General features: G+C 42.4%; 14 protein-coding genes. 5 read left to right on the plus strand and 9 right to left on the minus strand.

Features of this window, described 5'->3' with window-relative positions; genetic code table 11:
- Nucleotides 1-278: 278 nt before the first annotated feature.
- From PQO03_RS12525 to creD, 4 genes are read right to left on the minus strand one after another with little or no spacing between them, the layout of a single operon-like run.
- Nucleotides 279-785 carry a hypothetical protein gene (locus PQO03_RS12525; RefSeq protein ID WP_274153533.1) on the minus strand — a complete coding sequence of 169 codons (507 nt, stop codon included), beginning with the start codon at nucleotides 783-785 and terminating at the stop codon, nucleotides 279-281.
- Nucleotides 766-1,545 carry an archaeosortase/exosortase family protein gene (locus tag PQO03_RS12530; RefSeq protein WP_274153534.1) on the minus strand — a complete coding sequence of 260 codons (780 nt, stop codon included), beginning with the start codon at nucleotides 1,543-1,545 and terminating at the stop codon, nucleotides 766-768. Before PQO03_RS12530 ends, PQO03_RS12525 begins: the two co-directional genes overlap by 20 nt.
- Nucleotides 1,546-4,158: a VIT domain-containing protein gene (locus PQO03_RS12535; protein ID WP_274153535.1), complete on the minus strand. Its 2,613-nt coding sequence runs from the start codon at nucleotides 4,156-4,158 to the stop codon at nucleotides 1,546-1,548.
- Complete coding sequence (creD, locus tag PQO03_RS12540; protein WP_274153536.1) at nucleotides 4,155-5,465, minus strand: cell envelope integrity protein CreD; 1,311 nt, start codon at nucleotides 5,463-5,465, stop codon at nucleotides 4,155-4,157. The genes PQO03_RS12535 and creD overlap by 4 nt, the downstream gene beginning before the upstream one ends.
- Before the next feature lie 307 nt (nucleotides 5,466-5,772).
- On the opposite strand from creD, the gene PQO03_RS12545 reads away from it, so the two are divergent.
- Nucleotides 5,773-6,177: a YchJ family protein gene (locus PQO03_RS12545; RefSeq protein ID WP_274153537.1), complete on the plus strand. Its 405-nt coding sequence runs from the start codon at nucleotides 5,773-5,775 to the stop codon at nucleotides 6,175-6,177.
- A 137-nt stretch (nucleotides 6,178-6,314) separates the two neighbouring features.
- Here the strand turns inward: PQO03_RS12545 and PQO03_RS12550 are convergent, their stop codons facing one another.
- On the minus strand, nucleotides 6,315-6,854 hold the full coding sequence (locus PQO03_RS12550; protein WP_274153538.1) for a hypothetical protein: 540 nt from the start codon (nucleotides 6,852-6,854) through the stop codon (nucleotides 6,315-6,317).
- Nucleotides 6,855-7,392: 538 nt separating this feature from the next.
- Between PQO03_RS12550 and PQO03_RS12555 the strand changes: the two genes are divergently transcribed.
- Both PQO03_RS12555 and PQO03_RS12560 read left to right on the plus strand, forming a co-directional pair.
- Nucleotides 7,393-7,848, plus strand: a complete 456-nt coding sequence (locus tag PQO03_RS12555; protein ID WP_274153539.1) for a DMT family transporter — start codon at nucleotides 7,393-7,395, stop codon at nucleotides 7,846-7,848.
- A gap of 175 nt (nucleotides 7,849-8,023) precedes the next feature.
- The gene (locus tag PQO03_RS12560) at nucleotides 8,024-9,469 is read left to right on the plus strand and encodes a transposase (RefSeq protein ID WP_274149473.1); all 1,446 of its coding nucleotides are present in this window, start codon (nucleotides 8,024-8,026) and stop codon (nucleotides 9,467-9,469) included.
- Nucleotides 9,470-9,494: 25 nt separating this feature from the next.
- On the opposite strand, the gene PQO03_RS12565 is transcribed toward PQO03_RS12560, so the two are convergent.
- Nucleotides 9,495-11,108, minus strand: coding sequence for a DUF1254 domain-containing protein (locus tag PQO03_RS12565; protein WP_274153540.1), 1,614 nt, complete (start codon nucleotides 11,106-11,108; stop codon nucleotides 9,495-9,497).
- 29 nt (nucleotides 11,109-11,137) lie between these two features.
- Complete coding sequence (gene ribD, locus PQO03_RS12570) at nucleotides 11,138-12,163, minus strand: bifunctional diaminohydroxyphosphoribosylaminopyrimidine deaminase/5-amino-6-(5-phosphoribosylamino)uracil reductase RibD (RefSeq protein ID WP_274153541.1); 1,026 nt, start codon at nucleotides 12,161-12,163, stop codon at nucleotides 11,138-11,140.
- An 87-nt stretch (nucleotides 12,164-12,250) separates the two neighbouring features.
- Here ribD and PQO03_RS12575 point away from each other — a divergent pair, with 87 nt between their 5' ends.
- Nucleotides 12,251-13,369, plus strand: coding sequence for a cysteine desulfurase family protein (locus PQO03_RS12575; protein ID WP_274153542.1), 1,119 nt, complete (start codon nucleotides 12,251-12,253; stop codon nucleotides 13,367-13,369).
- A gap of 3 nt (nucleotides 13,370-13,372) precedes the next feature.
- Here PQO03_RS12575 and PQO03_RS12580 read toward each other — a convergent pair whose 3' ends face one another.
- The gene (locus PQO03_RS12580) at nucleotides 13,373-14,251 is read right to left on the minus strand and encodes an alpha/beta hydrolase (protein WP_274153543.1); all 879 of its coding nucleotides are present in this window, start codon (nucleotides 14,249-14,251) and stop codon (nucleotides 13,373-13,375) included.
- Between the two features lie 172 nt (nucleotides 14,252-14,423).
- On the opposite strand from PQO03_RS12580, the gene PQO03_RS12585 reads away from it, so the two are divergent.
- Nucleotides 14,424-14,609: a hypothetical protein gene (locus PQO03_RS12585; protein ID WP_274153544.1), complete on the plus strand. Its 186-nt coding sequence runs from the start codon at nucleotides 14,424-14,426 to the stop codon at nucleotides 14,607-14,609.
- 178 nt (nucleotides 14,610-14,787) lie between these two features.
- On the opposite strand, the gene PQO03_RS12590 is transcribed toward PQO03_RS12585, so the two are convergent.
- Nucleotides 14,788-15,738: an AraC family transcriptional regulator gene (locus PQO03_RS12590; protein WP_274153545.1), complete on the minus strand. Its 951-nt coding sequence runs from the start codon at nucleotides 15,736-15,738 to the stop codon at nucleotides 14,788-14,790.
- Between the last annotated feature and the right edge of the window lie 4 nt (nucleotides 15,739-15,742).

Here is a 15,742-nt window from a genome sequence, read left to right on the forward strand (position 1 = left end):
ATAGATATGAAAGTAAGTGTGATAAAAATTTTACCAAGTTCAAAAAATAGATAGATGACTCTTGGAGTTCTTAATTAGTGCTTCGCACACGAGGGAGCGCTACCCCTCGAGCTCCCTAGCAATGGGTGGGAACGCAAGAGCTTGTAAGATGATATTGGGTTCTGCCCAAGATATAAATGCCTCCGGCGGCCGAGGAGCCCTCGGGGCCATACTGAAAAATGTAGAAATAAGCTTAAAAATCTTAAGTTCCTTAACCCGGCGAATTGAGTACTTCGTACTCACCTTAGGGAAATCGTGTGAATTTTGGTAATAGATAACCATGGTCCCGTACTTTGTTTGAATAAGGCTTTCCAGTACCAAGATGAGGCATCGCTAATGAATTTATTATCTTTATCAATAATGATTTCTGAGACGAGGTAATTTTTATGTTTCCAATCAGCCTCAAATTGAGACCAGAGCTGGCCTTTCGAATCTTTATAAAGGGGAAGGTAGTTGATTTTTGCACCATTGGATTGTAGGCAGACAGAAGCGGAATGCAATTTGCGACTCGGGCGGGTGACATAACGCAAAATATACTCATCTTCACCATCATGAAAACGACCTACTTTGCCAGGGAAATAGCGGAGAAATACTTTTTCCTGTTCACCCATGGGAAGTGGATAAAGGCTTTTGCCTTCAAGTGAACTTGGCCAAGGGATATCTACTTCAGGAGAGATTTCTTTGGAAGACGGTAAGAAACTCATAAGGGCAATTAAAATGGCGAGACTAGCATAGAGTTTTTGCATGAGAGCTCCTTTTTTGGATGAAGAGAATCGCAAAGATATAAAGGGTAAAAATGAAGAGTCCGACAGCACTATGAGAAAATTCGGGGAGTTCTAAAGGAGTGTTCTCCAAATAAAACAAAGCCGTATTACGGATAATATTGGAAGCAATAATCAAGCAGAAACCGAGGCCAAAGAATTTGAAAAATGCTTTTGCTTTCATTTTTTCATGGATGGCGATGATCGCAATCAAGAGCAAGCCAGCCCAGAGCATATTGATGCCGCTACAAGGAGCATCGACAATGGTCTGACGCCCTTGCCATTCTAAGACAGTGCCATGTGCTTGGACATGGATACCCCCGATTTTGAGCAAAATGGCAGATGCTTGAGTGGAGAATAAACGCAGGGGATAACCAAGGAAAAACTGAATACTCGAGATGATGGGTAAAGACAAGAGCAAGAGTGCAAAGGATGGCCAAAGCCATTTACGCTCAAAAGCTTTAGAGCAGAGGAGGTTGAGGTTGAGGGCAAAGATAAAAGCGAGGGCAATCTCAGGGATATTCAAGAAAAGTCCTATGAGGGTCAAAAATGATAATCCAGAGCTAAGTATGAGTGCCTGTTTATCGATTCTCGTATTCTTCCAATCCTGCCTGTAAAGAAAGAAAGCAAGGATAAATAAAGCAACAAGGCAATGACTATCACTAGCAATAAAGCGGTGCCCCAGCCAAACGAGACTGGTCCAGTTAGCGAGTAAACAGCAAACTATGGCGAGAGAAAATTTCATTTATTTATTAGCCAGAAGCTTATGTTTTTCTTTGCTTAAGTAATAAATCAAAAAGAGGGATAAGATAATGATCAGTGCCCAAGTTTCTGGCTCTGGAACAGTGGGGACCGAGGAAGGATCGACGGCTTCAAGGCCGGCAGCGTCATACTGAGCCTGAGTCTCGAGCACAACGGCACCTGAGAGTGGTGTGACAAGTTGGTATTTAGCGGCAGTTTGAGCCACAACATCCAAGTTTTTGGCGTCGGAAAAATAAGCACTATACACTTCGTCGGAAATCATTAAGCGTGCGAGATGTGAGGAGGCTTGATGATCAGTTTTAGTGAATGAGTCGGCGTCGATAAAAGTACGTTTAAATTGCGGCCATTCGCTGGGGTTTAGCATCAGTTCAAATAAATCAATAAGTTCAGCGCGATTGCTCGCGGCTAAATTTGAGTAATGCGGAGATTTTTTAATTTCTTGTAAAATCTTGTTGGCTCCCGAATTAAATTGGAAATTGAGAATGGGAACTAGACCACGACGTTTTTGATATTGATTGAGTTTATTACTGCTACTTAAAAGATAGGGTTGTGGACCATGGATCCAAATGATGGAATGTTCATGTGTAGCGAGTTCAATGATTTGATCCAGGGCGTAGAGATTATCACGACCACCCTCAAAATCATAATCTTCGTAATCACTGAGGGCCTGAACCTTAGTGAGTTCGGTTCCGGCAATGAAAACTTCAAAATTCTTGTGATCAATGAGTTTTTTTATAGTGGGAGCTAAAGCCTCTTTTTCTTTGGCCATACTATGAGAACCATCAATTAGAACGAGGAACTTTTCACGACTGAAGGGTGAACCATAGCTGAGTTTTGAGCTAATGAGGCGGCTCTCGTCATGATGATCTAGACCCCAAAACTCATTGATGTCCCGCCTGGGGAGTTCGATACGGAAATGATGAGCCATTTGTTCCTGACTTAAAGTTCCTCGTAAGGAATAGCTGTTTTTCGCTGACTTTTCGAGTTTTAATTCGGGGAGGTGAGCACTAGTCATGTTTTGCTTGGACTCCAACCAAACTTGGTGGTCCAAATTCGGTGCAAGATGAAAGTTTGAAGCTAGGATTTGTGGAGGATAAAAATAGGCATGTTTTTTGTCTTGACTCAAGGGCATGGGGCTGGTGATGCCGATGCGAATTTTCATGCGTTTTTGAGCAAGTACAGGGAAGCATTGGACAAAGATGCGATTTTTAGCACTCCAGGTCACGAGTACGGGATCACGTCTTTGGCGGACAATTTTTTGATAAGCACTTTTGACTTTAGAACTTTTTGCGAAAGCCGCTTCGCGTTCTTCGCCATTGACCCAGAGCGTGAGGCGACTGATAACAGCCTGATCGGGAAGGATGATTTCCATACGAGCTTCACGACTTTGTCGTTCATGTAAATTTTCGAATTCCATAATCCATTCGCTATAAGCAATTGCGGGATCCGCATCGAGTTTACTATCAAACTGTGAGCTAATGAGAAAAAGTTGTTCTTGTTTGGTGCCAATTTCCTGGTCGCCGACATCGGGGTCCCAGTTGAAGCGACTGCGACCAAGCAGGCCAGAACCATTCTTACGTTCAATCTTTTTGGGGCTTTTCCCTGTGACTTGAAAGTAAAGCTGATTGAGGAGCTTATCTGAAACAGAATTATTGACGGGTAAATCACCAACTGCGGCAGTGCCAGAACCAAAGCCACGCTGAGCTTTTTTGAGAATATGTTCAGTTGAACCAAGATTGCGAATGAGCGAAGCGGCGGCGGATTTCTCTTGATGGCTTGTTGCCTTCGCATATTTATGAATACCGTACTCAGTAATGGCAGTTGGGATTTTGCTGAGCAGTAAGAAAGCAAAGAGTAAGCCAAGAGCCTTGAAGAAATGCAGGAGCTTAGAAGCTTTAATTTCGTGCATGCGGTAATAGTGTTTTCGTAAATTATAGACCCCTGCAAAGCCAAATAAGGGAGCGAGGCTGAGCAGACCCATGCCCATGAAAATAATGGCCAGTGCACTCAGAGGAGAGAGTGGAACAAAGTAGAGGCAGTAATAAAAAGAAGCTGCCAAGGCCGCATTTTGCAGATAAATCATTTTTGGATTAAAGACTTTGTTTTGCTTCAAATGCCAATAGCTAATAAAATTAGATAGAGGAGGAAGCGAGCAAAGAATAATATGGGGAAAGTCGGGTAAGGGATCAAAAAAACTATCAGCAAAAGGATGGTAGAGTAATTCAATGATTATTGCTGCGGCGGGCAGGACCATGGTGAAAAATAAGTAGAAAAAACTCTCCCAAGGACCAAAATCACCTGGAGTGGCTGCGATCAGTTTTGAGTTTTTGCCCACAGGGAGCTTTGATTTTTTGGATTTTGAATATTTCATCACCCCCGATTTGAGATCCAATGAAAGCGCTTTGGGCTGAGATATTTTAGTAAGTATAGACTCGAGTTTTTGTAGGTCGATTTCTTTGTCCCCATCCTCGAATAAAGATTCAATGATTTGACGCAGTTCTTCTTTGCGTTGATCATTTCTGCAGAGTTCATGATTTTTAATAAAATCATTGAGGCCTTGCTTCGCCTCTGCGGTAAAATTAAATGATGTATTCATGCCTTAATCTCCTTGGTGTTATATCGACTTAAATCCCTTGTGAAATACATTACGGTAGCCAGAGTGATGATTAATCCAAGGCTACCCATGAGCAGGGCATAATCCTCTAATTGTATGGTCCCATAAAGGTAGCCATAGAGTCCTCCGGTGGTGAAGCCAATGCTTAATGAGTTTTTCCAGTTGGCGAGCAAGCTACGGGAATAGAGTGCCATCATAATTGAGCAAATGACCGATGCGATTAAATAGGCAAGGGCAAAGCTTAGGTGTTCGGAAATGGAAAGTAAGAGGACATAAAACATTAGGGAAGCAAAACCAAAGAGGATGTATTGCAGAGGATGAATGATTTGTCCGCTGAGGCGTTCGCAAATGAAGATCGCAGCAAAAGTAAAACAGAGAAAGAGTAGGGTGTATTTTACGAGGCGGTGAACTTGGCTATAGCTCCCATTAAATTGAATGAGGCGCACACTGCAAGTTTCTTGTTCCAGTGCGTGCTCGCGATCACGCCATGAGCTTATAAAATCGCGTTGGAGATCATGAATTTCCCAATGGGAATCAAAGCCTGTATCAGATATATTATAGCTAGTCGGTAAATACTTCCCTTCAAAGCCGGGATGGGGCCAAGTGGATTGGACTTGAATGATGCTTTGGCGACCACTCGGAACGAAGCTTAGTTCTTGACTACCATTAATTTGAAGCTGGGTCGATAGAGTGATTTGTTGTTCATTGGCATCTAAATTTAAAGGGAAATGAAAGCCTGTTTTTAATCCATTATCAATAGGGATTCCTGGACGAGCGTTAATGTTTTGCTCACAATGCTTCAAGTTGATTTGACGGCTCAAACCCTTGAGGTCACTAATGCCAAAGCTGAGTATAGCTTGATCCCAGAGTAGTTTTTCCTTTCCGTAAAGTTGCGTGATGGAGGTGAAATTAAAAGCGAGTTGATAATCGAGATCGCTTTTGTAGACGATGGTTTTGAAAATGGATTTCTTTCGTTCTTCAGGATGGATTTGACCCAAAATATCGAGCTTCTCAGGATGAAGGTGAATGAAAGTCTCTTTATCTGAAGCGAGGGGGATAGAGAGTATGGCCCCATAAATATTTTGTGGTCCACCCCATTTATGTTGAATTTCTTTGAGGACTTCTGCACTACGATTTTCTCGTTCATGAATGAGATCTAAAATCAAAGATTTTGGAATGTAGAGTAGAGCAATGATAATGGCGATCATTGCAATTTTGGCCATGAGTGAATTTTTTAGTTGCTTTAGAAAGTCGCGCTGCTTAAAGTTTAGGGGGGATTCATCACTCATCATTTTTTCCTCAGATTTATTAAAGTTAAATCTACTAAAAGTGACTTATGTGAAAATGACGTGAATCGCTGATGAACTTTGTGAATTCTCGAGTAAAAGGCCTGTTTAGTTCGCGAAAATTTAAGATTCGTTTAAGTTAGGAGTCATTGAGGATTTCTATCCGCTAGGATAGAGAGCATGATGCTTCGCATAAGAGAGGGAGCTTTCCCCCTCGAGCACCCTCAGCAAGATACTGCCGTATAGGCGAATGCTTTTTATCCGTCTGTCTGGCAAGACCCTTGACCAGGCGACTAGGTTCTAGGTAATCGTGTTAAAAATTAAAAGAGAGAGAATTATGTGTCCTTGTGGAAGTGGAAAAAAGTACCCCCAATGTTGTGCCCTTTATCATGGTGGGAGTTTTCCCGAAACAGCCGAGCAGCTCATGCGTTCGCGTTACTGTGCCTTTGTAAAACACGATGTGGAATATTTGTTGCGAACTCAGCACAAAGATTTAGCCAGTGCCAATGATCGTCAAGAAATTTTAGATACTTTCCAGGACTGTCAATGGCTTGAACTCAAAGTTCTTGACAGCAAGAAGGGTGCAAAAGGCGATATTGAGGGAAGCGTAGAATTCCTTGCGACTTACGCAAATGAAGGCCAAGTTTTTGAGCATCGAGAAAATTCTCGTTTCAAAAAAGTTGGCCCTCAATGGTTTTATCATTCAATTGTTTAAAATTTGCTAGTTCAGTTTAGACTATTAGTCCTCCATGTAAAAGGCAAAGATAAACGGACTTAGTTTTTGAGGCAAGGCCGAGCTGGTGCTCTGCGTACCCAGCTTATTCATTTTTTGTTAGTGCATTAATATTTGTTCTATTTATCGTCTTCTAAACGCTCTTCTTTTTTGGCTTCACGTCTTGCTTGGCGTTCTTCTTTAGTGAGGTGGTCATGCTTGTCTTTTTTACTCTTAACTCCGATCACATCACCAGCAGCGACCTCAGCTTTAGCTTCATGATCGTGAACAGCTTTGGCATTATTTTTTTCGAGGTGCGCACCCTTTTCATGATCGTGACCGGTCTTTTTGTTGTGATGTGCTAAGCCATGGCCTTTATCGTGTTCATGACCCGTTTTCTCTGCGTGCTTGGTCGTGTTATCACTCGATTTTTCTGTCGTCGTTTTCTCTTTCGTACTTTTTTCTTTTGTTGATTTCTCTTTCGTACTTTTTTCTTTTGTTGATTTCTCTTTCGTACTTTTTTCTTTTGTCGATTTTTGTTTGTTTCCAGAAGATTTAGCCGTTTTAGTGCTTTTTGAACTGCTTTTACCACCACTACTTTTTTTGCTACCGCCCTTTTTACCTGCCGTGATATTAAATGTAAGTCCGAAAATCATGAGTAAGATTAGAAATTTTTTCATTGTTGGCTCCGTTATTTAGTCAATCTTACAAACTAAATCGCTGCCGTGGAAGAGAATCTTTCACGAAAGAGAAAAAAAGATGATAATTGTTTAAGGTAAATACGATTAACAAGCTCCGCAATGGTAGGGGATTTAAGGGACAGTAAGGTGAGTTTCGTAAATCAAGGATATGTCTGAATGTTAAAAATAAGCGCTGGAGCGAAGCTCCGAGTGTAGGGATTCTTAAGGGGTGTTGCCAGACAGGCGGGTAAAAATCATTGGTCCGTACAACAGAACCTTAAGCGAGGTTTGGGGCGGAACCCCAGTATAAATACCTCCGGTGGCCGAGGAGCCCTCGGGGCCCTACTAAAAAAGTTAACCGCAGGTATAAATACCCTTAAGTTTCCACTCATTAGAGGAGCCCTCGGTGCCATACTGAAAAATGTAGAAGAAGACTGAAATCAATATAAACCCTAATACATTAATCGTCCCTAGGGCAGTACTCTTGATGTGTTGAGCGGGGCATGTAGTGTGAGAAAACTTTAAACTAGGCATATATGTGAATCAGATCAGCATTGTTATCTTTATGTTCTTTGTCGGTAGCCTAATTGCCTTGCAGGGATCAGTGAATTCTGCTTTGGGAAAATTTTTAGAGCACCCCTTACACGCGGCTATTTTTTCATTTGGACTGGGACTCGTGGCCTTATTAATTGCGAGCCTCTGCCTGAAAACAGGCTTGCCGACGACAGCTAAAATTTTCTCTGCGCCAAAAGTGATTCTCATTGGAGGTTTATTGGGGGCGGTATTTGTCACTTCAGTGATACTCTGTGTCCCGAAAGTGGGAGTGGCTAATGTAGTAATGGCCGCTTTATGTGGTCAGATCGTACTCTCGCTCATACTCGATCACTTTGGTGTTTTTGGCGCCGCTGCACGACCGATCGACTTGAAACGCTTAGCCGGAGCCCTTTTTGTGATAATAGGGGTGATCTTAGTTTCACTCCCTAGAACTCGGTGATTTTCAAAATTTGAGATGAGTAATAGAGAGTAAATCTTAGCCAGATGCACTCCGACAGATCATTCTCAAGTGCTATTAAAAAATAGCTTAAAGTTATAATTTCCAATAAAAAATCCCACTTAATCGCCTATATTGTAGTAGCTTACACCGACAATAACAGCAAGTGGGACTTTCAATGTACGATACTCTTTTTCCCGAATATTTCATCGAGGAATTACGGCAAACTATAGGAATTTTATGCGGACCATTGAAGATTGCGGGGCAAATCATACTTCGTCCTGAATTTCAAGAGATCAAAAAGGCAATTGAAGATGATCAACTTCAGTTGAGTAAAGATAGAGCCGCCACTAGAAACCGCGAGTTTAAAAACAGCTCTACCCAAAAACACCCCCCAGCTGAATTGGTGGTGGCGTTGTTCATAGCCCGTCACTTTTATGATAATTGTTACGGTGAACGAGGCTATAGTATGCTATGTGAGAATAGTTCCTTGCAGCAGTTTATTGGGCGCTTGGGCATAGGAAGCTTCCCTTCACGCAATACGATTCATGAACAAGTCTCTGCTCTTTCTGAGAAGACCCTTAATCTTTTTCATCAAGCTATTTTGAACTGCGTTAAGGAGTGTGGCCTGGATGATTTTTCAGCAGTGATTATTGATTCTACAGCCATTAAGGCCGATTCAGCGTGGCCTGTCGATAGTCAATTACTAAAGAACCTTAGTTGTAAAATGATGAAAAATATCAGTGACGTTCATGATCAGCTTCCCTGTGTTGAGCGCAGAAAGATCCCTCTCAAACGCCTGCAAAATTACTGTGATTATATGAGTAAACTGGATTTCGAGATCTCTATGCTTAAAGGAAAAAAAGGAGCAAGAAAAATGAGGCAAAAGTTTTATACGCAAGAACTTTTACCGAGGTGCCGAAAATTTATTATTCGCCTGGAGAAGACTCTTCCTCAAATTAAACAACACTGTGAAAGTGCCAAAGTTCTGATGATTGACGAATGTCTATCTCGCTTCATAGATAAAGTTTTGATGGTTGAACATCGCTTCAACATGGCTCCTAAGGACTACGATACGAAGACGGCACGGAAAATTTACAGCATGAGTGATAATGATGCAGCATTTATTAAAAAGGGTGGTCGAGAAACCGTATTTGGCTACCGACCAAATTTCGCCTTTAGTGCCAATGGTTTTCTGACATCATTCACCCTAGAATCTGGAAATACTAGTGACAGCAAGGCCTTCAGTAATTGCCTTGATGAAAATAAAAAGATGACGGGCGAGACCGCAATGATGATCAGTGTGGATGACGGATATAGCTCTGCCGCCAATTTAGATGATGCCATCGAAAAAGGGGCGACATTAGTCAGTGTTAGTGGCTCAAAGGGAAAGAAGCTCTTAGGAGAAGATATTTATGAGAGTGAAAACTACCAACTTGCGAGAAATATCCGATCAATTTCCGAAGCAGGTATTTCAAAGCTGAAGAACTATCACAACCTTGAGCGATTTACCGTTTGTGGCTTAAAGAGGGTTCGTCAAGAAACTCTCATAAGCGCCATAGGATTCAACTTGGAAAGGATCTGCCAGTTATTATGTCAAATAGAGATTGAGGTCGCCGCATAGAATGTCGGAGTGCATCTAGCCAGTACTATTCATTGATGAGTTCAAAATCACTCGGAGACCATGTTTTATCAAACCATGCTTGAAGTGGGCCATAGAGGCGCAACATAGCAAACCATGCTTTGCCTGGAGTCGTTTGAGTCCAGTTGTCTAATGGTTTGCCTTGAGGTGCCTTAGGTCCAAAATAAAGAGTGACCGAACCATCTTTATTATAGACGAGCTGATCACGCTTATTATTTTTACTTGGGTAAGCAGAACCGCCCGGGACTTGTAATTCTGATCGTGTTTGAGGGTCATAAGCCACCATCGACCAAAAATCTTTGGCAGGTGCATTAGCTGGTAAAGTGACTTGATAAGTTTTTTCTCCGTAGAGGATGTCGCCATTTTTGTCACCAGTGGTCAATGCATAATTTGAACCGACACCAGGGATTTGCAGTGCCATTGCAGGTGTATTCACTGTAGCAAGATAGAAAAATAATGTACGTGCATCCATATTTCGACCACCTAAGCCCTTGTCTTTAAGCCACTGGTAATCACGACCTACAAAACCTGTGTACCATTGTTTCCCTTTAAAGAGGTATGCATTTTTATCGTTAGATTTAAAGGCAATACTCCGTGCAGTCGCATTGCCCACCGCCACGGCGTCGGTTAAAATAGCTTTAAGGCGTGCATCAGGTTTAAATGCTTTGCCTTTTTGAATGCCAATTGCAGATGCTTGACCACGCAATTCAGGATCAATAAAAGAAAGAGGTTCTTTTTGTAGTACGTGCCAGAGTTCTTCGTAAAACGCATAGTCATTGGCATGTACTGTATTAAAATATTTTCCTGAACCATTAACAAACTTCATGGGTTTTGGTTTTGATGATTGTGCCAAGGGATAGATTTTCAGTCCTGTGCGCCACATGTTTGAAGCATGATCAGGTTTACCATCTTTCAAGAATCCACGAAGGATGAGCCAGTTATTATAACTTCTTGATTGAGCGATCCAAACTTTCTGATCTCGCCCTGCAATCTTCACGGTTGTACGGGTGTCTTTCGCGCGGTCCTGCATGCCATTGAGGGTTGGTTTTAGTTTGCCTTTGTAATCAGGAGGTAAAATTACATAGGCACCACCTTTTTTCGCATCTGGCCCTGGTGCACCCATATCAACTACAAATCGGAAAAAGGCATCATTTACTGTACCCGGGCCCGCTCCTGGTGGGATCTCCACTACGGTAACTCCATCTTTTTCTAGATCTAGCATTGCAAGGGCGTAAACAGTGTCGGTATTACCGGTTAAAAAGAGTGGTTTTGAATCCATGAGATCGTCAAAAATTAAAACCTCGTTTGAATTGTCTAATCCAAGAGATTTCATACCCAAGCGAATGCCTTCTACTGAGGTGGCGGGGATAAAGTTTAAAAAGACGTCAATACCACGGATAAAGTCTAAATTATCGTAAACTTTACTCAAAGTTTCTTTGGTGGGAATACCATCGTAAAACTCGAGTTGACCAATTCTGGTTTCGACAAGATTTGGAGTCATGATTTGCTCAGGAATCTCCGTGGTGTATTTATCGCTAGAATATAGGCTTTCAGTTTGAGTGCAACTTGCAAGACTGAGCAGACTTAAGGTTAGAAGGAATCGTTTTGTCAATGTTTTCATATTTTTATTCTCGTTAGTATTTTGATATATTAATATATTGGCCGAGCAATAAAGAGCAAATCTTTGCCACAGGTTTTTGTTTCTAGGAATTCGAGATCAATAGCTTCGTTGAGTGAGAGAGGATTGAGACCACTAACCGAGGTGCGACTTGCTTCGCCACCGAGGATTTTTGGGGCGACGAAAAACTGAATTTCATCGACGATTTGAGCTTTGAGTGCGGAAGAAGCGAGCCATCCACCGCCCTCAAGAAGTAGGGAAGAAACTTCATTAGTCCCTAATTGTGTTAGGAAATCTTGCCATTCACTTTTGTTTTGAGCATGACAAAAAGTGGCACCGCCTGCTTGTGTAAAAGCTTTGTAGTCACCAGTGAATTCTTTGCGACTCCAAATGAAGCGTTGGGGATGACGGGGATGATCAATTTCGCGAACATTGAGTGAGGGATTATCTTGGCGAAGGGTTTCGCCTCCCACCATGATGGCATCGCAACCCTGACGCAATTGTTGAACTTGGTGTCGAGCTTCGGGGCCCGTGATCCATTGTGACTGACCACTTTCAGTAGCAATTTTACCATCGAGAGTTTGGGCCATCTTTAAAATGACATAGGGCTTGTTGTCATTGATCCATTTAAAAAAGAAGCGATTGATCCATAGGCATTTTTCTTCGAGAATGGGGCCTTCTACTTGGACGCCTGCTTGCAAGAGATAATTAAAACCACGGCCAGCGTGTTCGGGGTTGGTATCGGTACAACCATAAATCACTTTGGAGATACCGGATTCAATAATCCATTCAGTACAGGGTTCAGTACGACCATAAGTACAGCAAGGCTCTAAAGTAACGTAGATAGTAGCACCGACTAAGTCATCCGCTTTGCCAGCCTCGCGGGCATTGGTGATCGCATCTTTTTCGGCATGGTGAGTGCCGGCTTTTTTATGCCAGCCATCGGCAATGACTTGATCATCTTTAACGATTACCGCACCAACGTGTGGATTGGGAGAAGTGTGTCCCCAAGCTTTAAGGGCGTTATCAATAGCGCGTTGCATCCACTTTTCGTGCATGGTAAATCCTTTATGATTTGATTTTTGCCTTGCGTGGCAATGAACTAGACATAAGTTAAAGGGATTTTAAAACTTAGAAAGCGGAAAATGATGATTTACCTCGATAACAATGCGACGAGTCCTTTGGATCCTAGGGTTAGAGAACGAATGAAACCTTTTTTCGAAGAAGAGTTTGGAAATGCGGCGAGTAATCATGCTTATGGCTGGAAGGCCAAAGATGCAATTACTTGGGCGCGCGGCAAAGTCTCGTCATTGCTCAATGTAAAAATTGATGAGATAACTTTTACTTCTGGCGCCACCGAGAGTAATCACATGGTGATTCAAGGTGTGGTGCTGCATTGCCTTTTTCGTGGTGAAATTGATCAATGCCATATCATTACCTCGAACGTGGAGCACAAATGTGTGCTTGAAGCCTTTGAGCGAGCGCGTCAGCTGGGGGCGCAGATTACAATTTTAGAAGCGAATACTGAGGGCGGTATAAATGTGGCTCAGTTAGAGCAAGCTTTACGACCTGAGACACGCTTAGTGAGTCTTATGTATGCGAACAATGAGTTAGGAACGATCAATCCCATTGCAGGACTCTCTCGCCTCTGTCGTGAAAATTCAGTTTTATTTCATTGTGACGCAGCTCAAGCGGTGGGAAAAATGGATTTAGACTTAGAGTTCGTGGATTATCTATCGCTTTCTGCACACAAGTTTTATGGCCCTAAGGGTGCTGGAGCTTTGTACTGCTGTACTCGAGCCAAAGTAAAATTAGAAACGCTGATGCCCGGTGGTGGCCAAGAAAATGGCTTGCGCTCCGGTACGGTGAATGTTGCTGCCGTTGTCGGTTTAGGCGCGGCTGCGGAGATCGCAAAGAATAAAAGTCATCGCAAGGAAATTGCGGAACTCACCGAGAAGCTACTTTGCGGAATTCGCAAAGCCTGTCCTCAAGTTCAGCTTAATGGAGCGAAAGAGAATCGCCTCTTGGGTCATTTGAGTCTAACTTTCCCCAATATAGATCCCGATGATTTAGAGATGGAATTAGATGAGATTGCCTACTCCAATAGTTCAGCATGCAGTGCGGGACAAAATAAAGGGAGTTATGTCTTGCGAGCTATTGGCCTCAGTGAGAAAATGGCTTTGCGTAGCTTGCGCTTAGGCGTGGGACGCTTTAGCACAGAAAAAGAAATTGAGAGTGCTATCCGCCTTTTTGAGAATTTATAATTCTCAGCGAAAATTCTTTTCTAAAAAATCTAAGATAACTTGATTGGCTTCTGGACTCATAAAGAGTTTTCCTCCGTGGCCAGCATTTTTGACAATGAAAAGCTGACTGGGTGCACCTGCTTGTTTTTGTTTTTCGTGTAGGCGAAGGCTTTGTTCGATGGGGACAGCTGGATCTTTATCGCCATGCATAATGAGAAAAGGAGGATCATCTTTGGATACATTCCAAAATGCGGAAGCCTCTTTTGCAAGATGAGGGACATCGCGAACTGTCTGGCCTAAAAGCTTAGCACCATTGCTCTGAGAAACTTTTTCAAGGCTCCGTTTTTCGCTGACGACGTTGGGTGGCATCGTTAATAAATCGGTGGGCCCATACCAATCGATGACCGCTTGGACACGACTGGAGACTGATTCTTTTGTGGGCGTAAATTGAGTACCTAAGAGGGCGGCAAGATGACCGCCAGCAGAATCACCCCAAGCAATGATTTGATTGGGATTAAGATTGTATTTGAGGGCATTTTTTCTTAAAAAGCGTACAGCACTGCGGCAATCATCAATTTGTGCGGGCCATTGATGATCGGGGATGAGGCGGTAATTAATACTTGCAATAGCATAGCCGTGCTCAATTAACCAAAGTCCTTTGAGGCGATCTTTGCTGCCGTTTTTCCAGCCACCACCATGAATCCACATAATAACTGGGACGGGAGAGTTAAATTTCTTTGGTAAGTAGAGATCGAGGGATTGTCGTGGGTTATTCTCAGTGCCATAGGCGAGATTCGTGAGCTTATGAATATGGTTTGGGACGGGGGGAGTCTTTTTGTTTTGAGCAGGGCTTACTAAAGGCAGGAAGACTGAAAGAAAGAAAATGAGAAAGAGACGAGTCATATTAAAGGGCTCCATTTTTCTTGCTATACGTAAGTGAAGAGAAAAATCTTACAGGCAAAATTAAGTTTTGCCTTCAATAGATGCTCAAAGATGTCCCAGTCATACCGATTAAGACGAGAAAAAGCAATATCAATTCTCGTATGGATTCTCTGGAGCTTACGATGGTAAGCGCATGTCAGCTTTCTCTGTTTCAGCATCCGATCTAGGGGCGGTCTTAGATATTGGCGAGACGACTCATGTAGCTCGGAGAGCAGGGCAGGTTAATGCAAGGCATAGAGTTAACTTGGCTTATATGGATGGCCATGCAAAAAGTACGAATTGGATGGTTTTTTCTCCCATAGATTGTTCTTGGTTTTAACGAAAAGGGGAATGGGGTAAAAACGGGTGGTAATACGGGGACAACAGCTTGGCATAGCGTAGGAGATCCAGTCGTCCCTTAAAGGTAGTTTTAATAAGTTTGTTAATTGCGACTTATTCAGATTATCAGTAAAAATTTCTAGAGGATTTGGCGTAAATCGTGTACTTAGCGCCCAGGCTTAAGCCTTTGGACTGAATTGTGCGGCAATCCTAGCGGCAACATCCGAAACTTTGCTGAGGGGTTGTTTTTCATGGGCATTCTTAACTTCTTTTCTATATTCACTTGGACTTAGTGAGAAAGTTTTAGAAAAGCTCGTACTTAAATGTTGGGAGCTAGAGAAGGCCAAGTTTTGTGCAATGGCACTAATACTCAGCGTACTTTCACTTAATAAGCGGCGCGCTTCATGACATTTCTTGTTATTGATATATTTCAATGGCGATAAGCCATGAGCGGCGGAGAATTTTCGTCGAAAATGGACCTCGCTTAAAGTAAGTAAGTCAGCAAGTTCTCGAATGCTGATGACTTTATCAAGATTATCATTGAGAAAAGTATCAACGGTTTGAATAATATTGAGTGCTTCGCTTTGTTTGATATGCCGTTGCTTGAGTTGTTGCTTTTGACTTAGATCTAAGAGATAAAAAAATTCTAATAACTGACTCTTAACGTAGATCGAATTCAATTCTCCATCTTGTGCATGAGCATTTAAAAGCTTATGGAAAATATCGCGCATATTTTTTTCAGTAGAAATGACGCGAGGAATGAAGTTTTTGAAGAGGTGATTAACCTTGAGACGTTCTTCAGAACTCAGCCCTTCATTTTCATGCTGCTCATAAAGATTGATTTGCATGAAAAATCGTTTGCCGGGAACAATTTGTCCCTTGAGAGAAGTTTGGATTTCGTAGGGTTTGACGAGAATCATATCACCCGGTGACAGGTGATAAAATTGACCATTGACCCACCAATCCAATTCGCCTTCATCAACATAAATCAACTGATAAAAAGGCATGCTATGAGGGCTAATGGCATCCTCTATAAGCTTTGTAATCTCACGCATACCGAGAACGGCAATGAGTGGATGTAGACAAGGCTTATCATTGGCTCGGATACCATAGCGCAGGAGAGTGTTCATTGGA

Origin of the sequence: Lentisphaera profundi, from assembly GCF_028728065.1 — a bacterium.
Taxonomy (GTDB): Bacteria; Verrucomicrobiota; Lentisphaeria; order Lentisphaerales; family Lentisphaeraceae; genus Lentisphaera; species Lentisphaera profundi.

Coding starts and splice junctions, on each gene's coding strand:
- PQO03_RS12560 (WP_274149473.1), top strand. CDS start 8,024: ATGTACGATACTCTTTTTCCCGAATATTTCATCGAGGAATTACGGCAA.
- PQO03_RS12590 (WP_274153545.1), bottom strand. CDS start 15,738: ATGAACACTCTCCTGCGCTATGGTATCCGAGCCAATGATAAGCCTTGT.
- PQO03_RS12585 (WP_274153544.1), top strand. CDS start 14,424: ATGTCAGCTTTCTCTGTTTCAGCATCCGATCTAGGGGCGGTCTTAGAT.
- PQO03_RS12535 (WP_274153535.1), bottom strand. CDS start 4,158: ATGAATACATCATTTAATTTTACCGCAGAGGCGAAGCAAGGCCTCAAT.
- PQO03_RS12580 (WP_274153543.1), bottom strand. CDS start 14,251: ATGACTCGTCTCTTTCTCATTTTCTTTCTTTCAGTCTTCCTGCCTTTA.
- PQO03_RS12550 (WP_274153538.1), bottom strand. CDS start 6,854: ATGAAAAAATTTCTAATCTTACTCATGATTTTCGGACTTACATTTAAT.
- PQO03_RS12530 (WP_274153534.1), bottom strand. CDS start 1,545: ATGAAATTTTCTCTCGCCATAGTTTGCTGTTTACTCGCTAACTGGACC.
- PQO03_RS12575 (WP_274153542.1), top strand. CDS start 12,251: ATGATGATTTACCTCGATAACAATGCGACGAGTCCTTTGGATCCTAGG.
- PQO03_RS12565 (WP_274153540.1), bottom strand. CDS start 11,108: ATGAAAACATTGACAAAACGATTCCTTCTAACCTTAAGTCTGCTCAGT.
- PQO03_RS12525 (WP_274153533.1), bottom strand. CDS start 785: ATGCAAAAACTCTATGCTAGTCTCGCCATTTTAATTGCCCTTATGAGT.
- creD (WP_274153536.1), bottom strand. CDS start 5,465: ATGAGTGATGAATCCCCCCTAAACTTTAAGCAGCGCGACTTTCTAAAG.
- ribD (WP_274153541.1), bottom strand. CDS start 12,163: ATGCACGAAAAGTGGATGCAACGCGCTATTGATAACGCCCTTAAAGCT.